Origin of the sequence: Sulfurovum zhangzhouensis, assembly GCF_030347965.1 — a bacterium.
Lineage (GTDB): Bacteria > Campylobacterota > Campylobacteria > Campylobacterales > Sulfurovaceae > Sulfurovum > Sulfurovum zhangzhouensis.
Genome location: NZ_JAQIBD010000001.1, coordinates 643605 through 655004 on the forward strand (window position 1 = coordinate 643605; position 11400 = coordinate 655004).

Below are 11400 nucleotides of genomic sequence, written 5' to 3' on the forward strand. Positions count from 1 at the left end.
GCTGGTCAGGTACATAGACAGGATCTGTTTTATGACCGCATCCACTCAATACCATACAGCAAAGAGATGTTATAATCACGCCATGAAAAGCGCGCAAACAATTTTGTCTCATCTTCAAGGGCAACCTCAATTTAGATATTTAAAGCGACATGAGTGCTACCAAAAGTATATCAGACTTTTGAGTGAAAAGTACCAGAAGGCAATCGCTTTTGTCTATGTCAAACAGAACACGCTTTATATTGCAGTAACTCACCCAGGCTTCAAAATGGAGCTAAATTATAATAAAGAAGTGTTGAAAGATATTCTATCTCAATTTACACTTATGGAGAAAAACTGCAATATGTTACAAGCTGACAAGGTTGTTGTCTTTCATTCCAAGTATCATAAGTTGCCTGACCATACAGAAGAGTCGTCCACTGTTCCACATTACTATGAACTCGCAGAAGGTAAATTCGAAATTTGCAGTGATGATGCCAAGTTACAAGAAAAATTTGAAGCTATTAAAACCAGTATAAAGAAGAATCTGTGAAAGAGACGATACAAAATCTTCCTGATTCCCCGGGTGTTTACCAGTATTTTGACAAGACAGGGAAATTACTTTATGTAGGAAAAGCCAAAAGCTTGAAAAACCGTGTGAAAAGCTATTGGAGATTTACACCTTTATTCAGACCAAATCCTGATCAGTCCAGCCGTATTTTGATGATGCTGAGTGAGGCCCAAAAAGTTGAGTATATCATTGTAGAGAGTGAAGAAGATGCACTGATCTTGGAAAATTCACTGATCAAACAGCTCAAACCCAAATTCAATATCCTTTTGAGGGATGACAAAACCTATCCCTATATCTATATCGATGAATCTGTCGACTATCCGCGCTTTGAGATCACCAGAAAAGTGGTTAAAGGCAAGGAGATCACCTATTACGGTCCATTCCCTACAGGGGGGAGAGCATTACTCGATGCGATCTATGAGGTCTATCCGCTTGTACAGAAAAAATCATGCCTCAAAGAGGGGAAGGTCTGTCTGTTTTATCAGATCAAAAAATGCTTAGGACCATGTGAAGGGAAGATCACACCAGAAGAGTATGCAAAGATCATCGGTGAAGTTAAATCCTCTATTACAAAGCGTAAAAAACTGTTAAATGTTCTTGGTGACAAGATGACTAATCTAGCGATCAATGAGCGTTTTGAAGAAGCAGCAAAAATGAGGGACATGATCCAGTCCATCTCAACTCTTACATTAACATCCAATATTGATATCGCAGATCGTGTTGATCTGGATATCTTTGCGATCAAAAACGGAGATGAGAGAGGAGTGATCGTCAAGCTTTTTATGAGAGAAGGTAAAGTGATCTCTTCTTCACACAGTTACTTCAGACATACTCACATCTATGATGAAAATGAAGCGTATAAACAAGCACTGCTTGAGTTTTACGGCGTTGATGTACCTCATGTCAGTAAGCAGATTCTTACTGCACACCCCTTTGAAGATGCTGAACAGGTGGAACATACACTTTCTAAACGTTTTGGACAAAGGATCGAGATCATTACGCCGCAAAGAGGTCCCAAGAAAAAACTCATTGAACTAGCACTCCAAAACTGTGATGAACTACTAAGAAAGCCAAAAGAGAAGAATATCATAGAACAAAAGGTTGCAGATCTGCTTGACCTTTCAACGATCCCATACCGGATAGAGACATTTGACAACTCACATATGATGGGTGCTGCAACTGTTGGAGGTATGGTCGTTTGGGATGAAGGGATTTGGGATAAGAGTAGTTACCGTCGTTATGAGTTACATGCAAAAGACGAATACGGTCAGATGAAAGAACTGCTAAGTCGCAGAATTGAAAAGTTTGCGGAGGAACCTGCTCCTGACTTATGGATCCTTGATGGAGGCCAGGCCAATCTTAACCTTGCAAAAAAACTATTACATGAAGCTGGTGTAAACCTTGATGTCATTGCGATTGCTAAAGAGAAGCTTGATGCAAAGGCACACCGTGCAAAAGGATCTTCCAAAGACCTTCTCTATACTGATGGAGGTGTCATTGAACTAAAACCTACTGACGAACGTCTGCACTGGATCCAAAGACAAAGAGATGAGGCGCATCGTTACGCTATTACGTATCATCAAAATAAAAAAAGGAAAGAAGATATACAGGTCTCGTTTCTTAATCAAAAGGGGATCGGGAAAGCAACACTTAAAAAGCTTATTGACTACTTTGGTACGTTCGATTCGATTCAAAATGCTTCATTGGAAGAACTCACGCGGGTCACCAATGAAAAAATTGCGAAAATAATTTTAAATCAAAAAGAAGAACAGTAGTATTAAAAAGAGTTTACTAACTCTATAAATAAACCTAAATCTTAATATTTTTTACTAAAAAAGCGTATTTCAATCCACTTTTAGTTTAATTGTTATAAAGTTTGTGTAATAATTTTTTTAATTTACTAGTTGGTAGCTGTCTGTAAATATTAATAAAAAAATTTTTATTTCATTTGAACAAGGAGTAAAATATGCAAAGACCTGAACCGATTGATGAAGAATTCAAATTTGAACAAGGTTTGATTGTCAGTTCTACTGACCAAAAGGGGATCATAACCTATGCAAATAGAAAGTTCTGTGAAATTGCCAACTATTCACGTGGTGAATTAGTGGGTAAAAATCATAACATAGTGAGACACCCTGATATGCCAAAGGCTGCATTTCAGGAACTGTGGGACACCATCAAGAGCGGTAAAGAATGGACCGGAGTCGTAAAAAATTTGCGTAAAGACGGTAAATATTATTGGGTCTATTCACATATAACTCCAATAGAAAAAGATGGGGAAATCGTAGGTTATACAGCTGCTAGAAGACCTGCATCACAAACTGAGATCAATGAAATCATACCTGTATACAAAGAGTTACTGGAAAAAGAAAAAAATTAAAGGAGTTATTCAGATATGTACTACATAACCAATCAAAATCATCAAGTTGTAGCTGTAGATAAGGCACTACTTGATCTCATAGGACTTCAAAGTGTTGAAGAACTGTATCAGAAAGTGATAAAAGAAGAAATCTCTTTTACCTCTTTGAGCCCTGATAGTTTAATAATCGTCTCTGGAGACAACGAAGAGAATCAATATAATTTTGACTTAAAAAGCACATCACTCTCAAGTATGTTAGGCGAACTTACTCTTAATGTTCTAACAACTTCTGAGATTTTGGAAAAACCTGAAAAAGAAAGTATTTCATTTTCAGAGGATATAGGCCTTATTGATGAGAAAGAAGAGCCTCTCTCTATTCTTGAAACTGAAGATACCGGTACAGATGAAGAGATAATCTCTATATTAGATGAAGATTTTCTTAAAGAACCGGAAGAAGAGATTGGTATCAGTGAGGAAGAACCTGCTGATTTTGAGCCGATAGGAATATTAGAGGAAGAAGAAGTTGAACTTCCTACTCTCGAGCCGACTGTTGCGGAAGAAGAAAGTGTGGCAATCACTACAGAAGCTACTCCTGAAGTTGAAAAATCAACAGAGCCTATCTATATTGATGTTACAGCAGTATGTAAAACTATCGGTATTACACCTGATGAATATAACACCTTCTTAAATGAGTTCATCGATACTGCGATTTCACTAGAGCAAGATATTAACAGTGAGAACGATGAAACACAATCTTCGGCGATTAAAACACTTGTACAACTTTCAGAAGTTTTGCATCTCCCTGAACTTTCAAATGCTGCAAAAGAGATAGAAAAAGCTTCAATTATAGAGCGTGATACATTTGTTGAAGATTTCTATAATAAACTTGCAAGAATCACTACAAAACACACTACTGTATCAGAAGTAGAAGAAGAGATCGAGCTTCCTTCTATTGAACCTGAAATAAGTCTTGAAGAAGAAGTGGTCATTGCACCGGAAATAGCAGAAGTGCCTGAAGAAGAAACATTACCTGAAGGAAGTTTTGGAACGATCGATCTTAGTAACGTAAAACCTACCCATTTCGATTTCCGATTAGAAGAGGCTGCAGATGAACTCAGCTTACCTGTTGAACTCATCGAGGAGTTTGTTCATGATTTTATAGGCCAAGCAAGAACTGAAACAGAAAATATGCTTGAAGCTTATAAACAAGGTGATTTGGACAGAATTCAAAAGATAGGGCACCTTCTCAAGGGGGCTTCGAGTAACCTTCGTATCAATCCTCTTGCCGACACACTGTATGAAATTCAGTTCTGTGAAGACAGTAATAGACTTGAAAGTTTGATTAAAAGCTACTGGGCGCACTTCATTGCATTTGAAAAACAAATGGAATTGACATCTAAATAAAGGAAAGAACATGACAATACGTAACAGACTAAAACTGCTTGGACTGGTACCAATCACCCTACTACTATTACTGGCAAGTTACTTCTTTATCACTTCATATGCCAACTTTGAAAAGGCAAATGCATTGAAACTAACTCTCAGTAACAATGCCAAGTTAGATAATCTTCTAGGACAACTCGGTAAAGAACGTGGTTTGTCATCTCTTTTCTTGGGGAGCGAACAAAAAGACTATAAAGATGTTCTTGATAAACAAAGAGTAAAAACAGATCAAGTAATTGGGGAACTCAAACTAGAGGCAATCTCCAATGACAATGCGTATCTGCCGTTTATTGCCGATTTAGTCAATAAAGATCTTTCAAAAGATTTGATGGCTTATGATAAAATGATCAAAAACCTAAGTGGTATTTCAGCGACAAGAAAGATCATTGACAGCAATAATCCTGACTTTAAAGTTGTTTTCTCAAATGAGTTTTCCAATAAGCTCACAGGTCCGACACTCAATACACTTCTAAAAGTAAACAACTTTGCACTTGACACTGATATTACAGCACTTATCTCTTCACTTACGCAACTTTATATTTCTAAGGAAAATGCAGGTCTTGAGAGAGACTACGTTGCATATTTCATGGAAAGAAGATTGTCAATGTCATTTGAAGAAATCGCACTTTGGGATGAGTTTAAAACCAAAGCGAACCTTTTTGATATTGAACATGTTACAAACCAACAACTTCGTGAAGAACTTAGAGGTTTAATGACAAGTCCTCAAGCTAATGCAATGCTTTCTGAACTTGCAGAAACTTCTTCAGCGATCCAGACAGACGTCGATAACGGGGACTATGCAGAAGAGCCAATGGACTGGTTTGCGCTACAAACAAAGAAGGTAACACTTTTATCTAAAGCAGAACTTCTTATTTCAAACACACTATGGCAAAAAAGTGAGGCCTATCTTGATAGACAGATCTTGCTTCTAACGATTGCTTCAACCATTCTTTTCCTGAGTTTAATCCTTGCATACCTTGCGTATACCACAACAAGAGATATCACAAGAAACATCGAAGAACTTGAAGATGTCCTGAATAAAGCTGTGGATGAAATGAAAAGCAGTGAGCAGTATCTTTCTTCAGATATTGCAGCAATTGAGAACATTAACCTTGATACACACGAAGGTACCAAAGAAGCTTATCATTTCCTAGATACACTCGTTGAAACTGCAAAAGAAGATAAACTCACTGCACTACAAGCGAATGAAGCAAAATCTCTTTTCCTTGCAAACATGTCACATGAGATCCGTACACCGCTGAACGGTATCGTTGGATTTACAGAAATCCTCAGAAGTACAGATCTTAACGCTGAGCAAAGAGAATTCCTGAACATTATCGATAAAAGTTCTGAAAACCTTCTCAGCATTATCAACAATATTCTTGACCTTTCTAAAATTGAAAGTAATAAAATCGAGATTGAAAACATTGTATTTGATGCAGCTGAAGAGTTCGAAAGTGCTCTTGAAACCTATGCGGTTGGTGCTGCAGAGAAAAATATCGATCTTAACTTCTATATGGATCCTAACATCTCCAAAAAACTTAAGGGTGACCCTACTAAGATCAAAGAGATTGTTATTAACCTACTTTCTAATGCTATCAAATTTACCAGTTACGGTGGAGAGATCAATGTTGAGATCAAAAGAGTTGATAGCCATGAGGGTGAATCCAACATTATGTTCAGTGTTTCAGACAATGGTATCGGTATGACAAAAGATCAGCAAGCACGTGTATTTGATGCATTCTCACAAGCAGATGTTTCAGTAACAAGAAAATACGGTGGTACGGGTCTTGGTCTTACTATCTCAAGCCAGTTTGTTGAACTTATGGGTGGTGTACTTGAACTAGAAAGTGCAAAAGATAAAGGTACGACATTCTTCTTTACTATTCCATTGGAAGAAGTAGCTTCTACAGAAGCAAATTACATTAATGCATTTACTGATGTAACGATTGGAAAATATCAACAAGATATCCCAACTAAACTTGATACATACTTTGAAAAATACTTTAACTTCTATGGCAATGCAGTTAAACATTTCGAATCTGTAGGAGATCTTAAAGAGCTAATTGACAGTGACTCATGTTCTTCTTACTGGGTTGATATCGATAAAGCAAAACAAAATATTCTTGATGCTGTACGCAATATCGACAAATCCAAACTTATTGTCATTGCAAATATTACAAGCAGAAACAAAGTAGAAGAGATTGGTGTTCCACAAGAGAATGTTATCTATAAGCCTATTACTATGACCAAAGTACAAGAGGTATTGAGTACTACATCAGAAACGACACCACAGATCATTGAAGAAGCTGAAGCAAAACAAGAGACATACTTTGATGCGAATATTCTTGTAACTGAAGACAATATTATCAACCAAAAACTTATTACCCGTATCCTACAACAGCACGGTATTAACGTTGATATTGCCAATAACGGTCTAGAGTCATTTGAAAAACGTAGATCAGGGAATTATGATCTTATCTTCATGGATATACAAATGCCGGTAATGGATGGTATCGAAGCAACACATGAGATCCTTGACTTTGAGGAAGATGAGGAAGAAGCACATATTCCTATCGTTGCCTTGACTGCAAATGCACTGAAAGGCGATAGAGAAAGATTCCTTGCTGAGGGTATGGATGAGTATATCACCAAACCGATCGAAACGGATGAGCTGCTTTATATTCTTAATAAGTTCTTATCACATAAAGCTGTTTCAGAGAAAAAAGATATAGCGAGTGCACCGACAGTTGCTAAGACTGAAGAAGTTGAGAGTTCAACAGTTTCAGAAGTTGCAATCAATGAAGAGACTGCTGAAGAGTCTCCAATGATCGATCTGCTAATGTCTGATGTGAGCGGTAAGAAGATTCTAATTGCCAAAAAGTTCCTTCTAGAAGGTAGAGTTCTTAAACAAGTGTTAGATAACCTAGGATATGAGTATGTTGTACTTGATAATCTCAGTAATTTACAAACAGAATTAGCTTCTGGAAATTATGACATTGTCTTTACTGATAGTGATTTGGTTACGGATGAAATAAGCAATATTTCTGATAATATAGCTATAATTACAGCTCAAAACTCGAAAGAACAAATAGAAAGTATCATTCAAGAGAATAGAGGATAATATAAATGGCACTAAAAGTACTAATAGTAGATGATGACTTTATCAATAGAAAATTGTTACAAACTCTTTTAAAGAAAAATCCAAAAGTTATAGAGACTATTGAAGCAGAAAATGGCTCTGATGCTTTGGATAAGCTCAAAAAAGATCCAAGTATCAATGTAGTGCTGCTTGATATTATGATGCCTGTGGTAGACGGTGTAGAATTCTTGAAGATATTTAGAGCAGACATGACTAACTCTCATATTCCTGTGATTGTACTCTCAACAGATGACACAAGAAAAACAGAAGTATTTGAGAATGGTGCGAACGACTTCCTGAGAAAACCGGTAAAAGAAGGTGATCTCAGTGCAAAATTGGAGCAGTGGTCTTAAGAACCACCGCTTCACCTTTCTAATGTTTTACAGAGCTTCAAGCTCTGTAAACTCTTCCTTCCTTTTTAATCTACAAATATCTCTTTAAGTACATCATCGATAGTTTTAACAGGAATGATCTTTACTGCATCAATTACTTCCTCAGGTATTTCATCCATATCTCTTTCATAGTTCTTAAGAGGGATTAGCGCACGCTTCACACCTGCAGTATATGCAGCAATCAACTTCTCTTTAAGGCCACCGATCGGCAAAACATTACCGGTCAGAGTAACCTCACCAGTCATTGCTATTTTGTTATCGATCTTTTTTTCACTTAGTACGGATGCAATAGCAGATACCATTGCGATACCGGCACTTGGTCCATCTTTTGGTGTTGCACCTTCAGGCACGTGGATATGCAGATCATATCGTTTATACACTTCAGAGGCATCAAGTTCTATACGTTCTTCTTTCTCATTTATTGTATGAGGTATAATTGATGGAGAGATCGGCAGTTTATGCTCATCTATCAGTATCTTAACCACAGAATGAGCAATACGTACCGATTCTTTCATTACATCACCAAGTTTTCCAGTAAGCTGTAATCCGCCTTTTCCTTTGATTTTTATCGCTTCAACGGTTAAGACATCCCCGCCGACAGCTGTCCATGCTAATCCATTGACAACACCGACTTGTGGTTCAGGGTGTACAGGTGAAATTTCAAATACTTTTTTGTCAGTGAACTTCTCAAGATTTTTCTTAGTGATCGATATCTTGTTCAAACTACGATCTTCAAGTAACCTTCTTGCACTCTTACGCATAAGGTCCGCAATACGTCTTCGTAAATTTCTCACCCCAGCTTCTCTAGTATAATCACTGATAAGGACTTTAAGCGCTTTATCACTGATAGATACTTCACTAGTTCTAAGAGCATGTTTTTTGGTTTCCTGAGGGATGAGATACCGTCTAGCAATTTCAAATTTTTCTCTTGGTGTATAGGAGTTCAATCCAATAAACTCCATCCTGTCACGTAATGGCGCAGGTATACGTCCTACCTCATTTGCCGTGGCAATAAAAATCGCTTTACTTAGATCAATATTAAAGTTTAGATAGTAATCACGATACTTAACATTCTGTTCAGGGTCAAGAATCTCAAGCAGTGCGGCAGTTGGGTCACCCCTCATACTACGCCCTACTTTATCAATCTCGTCCAGTACGATCACCGGATCCATACTTTTACCCTCTATCAGACCTTGTACCAAACGCCCTGGCATTGCCCCTACGTAAGTACGTCTGTGGCCTCTTAGTTCATTCACATCTTCCAATCCACCCAATGCAATACGCACCAAAGGTCTTCCAAGGGCCGTAGCAATTGAGTTTGCCAATGAAGTTTTTCCTACACCCGGAGGTCCTGCAAAACAGAGTATTGCTCCATTGGTCTCTTTTTGCTTCAGTCCTCTTAACGATGCCAGCTCTCGTACAGAGAAAAACTCTACGATACGCTCTTTTGGTTTTTCCAAGGAATAGTGATCTTTATCAAGTTCTTGAGCAACTTTTTCTACACTAAGGTTCTGCTTCGTAAATTTTCCAAACGGCAGATCAAGGACCCATTCCAAATAAGTTTGTAGTACGTTTGCATCTGCAGATTCAGGGTGCATACGAGCAAAACGCTCTAACTGTTTACTGATCTCTTTAAAAGCATCTTCATGCATGTGAGGCTTTAATGCTTCGATCTTTTCTCTAAAATTCGAGATCTCTTCTTCTCGCTGAGTATCAATACCAAGCTCATGCTGTATCTCTTTGAGCTGTTCTTTAAGAAAATACTCTTTGTTGGTCTGTTCGATCTTACTGTGTACTTTTGTACGTATTTCTTTTTGAATTTTTGCCGCTTCGATCTCAGAAGTAATGACATCAATAAGTGCAAGCAAACGTTTTTCAATATTCAGTTCGATATAGAGTTTGTAAGCTACCTCTTTATCCAATTTTAACATCGAGGACACAAGATCTGCGATACGGTTAGGCTCATCATTCTCTTCAATAGTACGTAAAAGATCAGCTGGGATATTACTGTTAAGAGAAGAAAGCTTCTTGATCTTACCGCGAAGGATATCCATTAGTGCATTTGTTTTCAGCTCATTATAGGGTTCAAGCTCGACAGTATCTATCATTGCTTCATTAATTTCTCCTTCAACGGCTTCAACGATCTTAGCACGTGAAAGTCCTTGAAAGAGAATCTTGACTCTTCCGTCAGGCAGATGGACTTTACGCATGATGGAACCTACCACCCCTACTTTATACATCGCATCAAAACCTCTTTCACCTTCTTTCCCGCTTATAGAAGAGGTCACAAAGAGTAATGAATTGTTTTCCATTGCCATAGTAGCTGCATCGATATCTTTTTGATTGCTCAGAAAAATTGGGCTGATCATAAAAGGATACAAAAAAAGCTCATCTTCTACAACTACCGGCAGCTGTGTGGGAAATGCTTCATAATCACTTAATTGCATACTTATATTTCCTTTGTTCTATCTATAAAATTCTGTCTATTTTAATAAACATAGACTATATCAAATAATTTTTTGTTTATGATATTCCCTTCTAGGGTACCGAAAAAAGATTAACCGTTTTCAACCGACTGAAAGGTCAATCAAATACAGCACCTATAATCCCCTGTTCAGGCGGTGTAATATCACTTTGCTGAACTACTGAACCTTTATTTTTATCTCTGTATATTTTTGCAGCTTCATCTTTTCCCGTACGATCATACAGTGCAGCGATATTTTCATTCAGAAGATATTGTGTCATATAGAGCCTAACCAACATCGTGTTTACTAAAGGCTGATATTCAGATCCCGGGTAACGGTTGATAAACGTCTTGGCATTTGTAACGGTATCTTCGATCAACTTTTGATCTTTATAAACATCCTTGATCCCCAAAAAAGAGGCTTTTATTTTCAAAAACTCTATATACTCACGATTGCTTCCTGCACCATATCGTTTATTATATTCATCCAGGTAAAAGTTTGCGAGCAGATACTCCTCTTTGCTCATATGAGCATGTGCCAACATAATGATTGCAGCAGGCATCATAGGAGAGCGCATATGTTCGCTTTTGAGAGAAATATAATAGGCATCAGCTTTATCCAAGTATCCCCCGGAGATATTCTTTGCTATCTTCTGATACCAGTAAAGTGCAGGTTTATTAAACTCTTCAACCGTACTTTCATCGTTTCCACACCCTACTAATAAAAAGGATAAAAACATCCCTACACCTATTGTTCTAATCATCTGTAACATATACGGCCACTCCCTGTCTAAGTTCTTTAACTCTCAATATCATAGCTCAAAATATGTAAAAATCGTATTAGCTTTGCTACAAATCAGACTTTTTACGTTAGAAAGAATTAAGTAACCTTATGCCATGATTTAACTATCTATAATGGCCAAACCTATTGCGAGGTAGGGACGGAAAGCCACGGGTCTCATGCAGATAGCCGGGTTGCAGAGTAAAGAGAAAAATGCTCATTTGACTCTACTTGCTATGTTTGGTCTCTTTTTGTAGCTTTTTACTATATTT

General features: G+C 37.5%; 8 protein-coding genes and 1 riboswitch. Of the genes, 6 read left to right on the forward strand and 2 right to left on the reverse strand.

All coding sequences use genetic code 11. The annotated features are described in order from the left end of the window. Positions 1-31 precede the first annotated feature (31 nt). From PGH07_RS03470 to PGH07_RS03495, 6 genes are all read left to right on the forward strand, one after another. A complete protein-coding gene (locus PGH07_RS03470; protein ID WP_289412557.1) occupies positions 32-529 on the forward strand; it encodes a DciA family protein in 498 nt (165 codons plus the stop codon). Then, positions 526-2322, forward strand: coding sequence for an excinuclease ABC subunit UvrC (gene uvrC, locus PGH07_RS03475; RefSeq protein ID WP_289412558.1), 1797 nt, complete (start codon positions 526-528; stop codon positions 2320-2322). Before PGH07_RS03470 ends, uvrC begins: the two co-directional genes overlap by 4 nt. 191 nt (positions 2323-2513) lie before the next feature. Further along, complete coding sequence (locus tag PGH07_RS03480; RefSeq protein WP_289412560.1) at positions 2514-2927, forward strand: PAS domain-containing protein; 414 nt, start codon at positions 2514-2516, stop codon at positions 2925-2927. A gap of 15 nt (positions 2928-2942) precedes the next feature. Continuing rightward, complete coding sequence (locus tag PGH07_RS03485) at positions 2943-4310, forward strand: hypothetical protein (RefSeq protein ID WP_289412561.1); 1368 nt, start codon at positions 2943-2945, stop codon at positions 4308-4310. 10 nt (positions 4311-4320) lie between these two features. Continuing rightward, positions 4321-7473, forward strand: a complete 3153-nt coding sequence (locus PGH07_RS03490; RefSeq protein ID WP_289412563.1) for a hybrid sensor histidine kinase/response regulator — start codon at positions 4321-4323, stop codon at positions 7471-7473. A 5-nt stretch (positions 7474-7478) separates the two neighbouring features. Further along, positions 7479-7844, forward strand: coding sequence for a response regulator (locus PGH07_RS03495; RefSeq protein ID WP_289412564.1), 366 nt, complete (start codon positions 7479-7481; stop codon positions 7842-7844). A 65-nt stretch (positions 7845-7909) separates the two neighbouring features. Here the strand turns inward: PGH07_RS03495 and lon are convergent, their stop codons facing one another. Both lon and PGH07_RS03505 read right to left on the reverse strand, forming a co-directional pair. Beyond that, a complete protein-coding gene (lon, locus tag PGH07_RS03500) occupies positions 7910-10330 on the reverse strand; it encodes an endopeptidase La (RefSeq protein WP_289412565.1) in 2421 nt (806 codons plus the stop codon). A 136-nt stretch (positions 10331-10466) separates the two neighbouring features. Beyond that, a complete protein-coding gene (locus tag PGH07_RS03505) occupies positions 10467-11120 on the reverse strand; it encodes an outer membrane protein assembly factor BamD (protein WP_289412566.1) in 654 nt (217 codons plus the stop codon). Positions 11121-11255: 135 nt separating this feature from the next. After that, positions 11256-11330, forward strand: a riboswitch (cyclic di-GMP riboswitch). Positions 11331-11400: the final 70 nt, after the last annotated feature.

Bases quoted from the DNA above. Each gene is read 5' to 3' on its own strand.
- PGH07_RS03470 (WP_289412557.1), top strand. From the start codon at position 32: ATGACCGCATCCACTCAATACCATACAGCAAAGAGATGTTATAATCAC.
- PGH07_RS03480 (WP_289412560.1), top strand. From the start codon at position 2,514: ATGCAAAGACCTGAACCGATTGATGAAGAATTCAAATTTGAACAAGGT.
- PGH07_RS03485 (WP_289412561.1), top strand. From the start codon at position 2,943: ATGTACTACATAACCAATCAAAATCATCAAGTTGTAGCTGTAGATAAG.
- PGH07_RS03490 (WP_289412563.1), top strand. From the start codon at position 4,321: ATGACAATACGTAACAGACTAAAACTGCTTGGACTGGTACCAATCACC.
- PGH07_RS03495 (WP_289412564.1), top strand. From the start codon at position 7,479: ATGGCACTAAAAGTACTAATAGTAGATGATGACTTTATCAATAGAAAA.
- lon (WP_289412565.1), bottom strand. From the start codon at position 10,330: ATGCAATTAAGTGATTATGAAGCATTTCCCACACAGCTGCCGGTAGTT.
- PGH07_RS03505 (WP_289412566.1), bottom strand. From the start codon at position 11,120: ATGTTACAGATGATTAGAACAATAGGTGTAGGGATGTTTTTATCCTTT.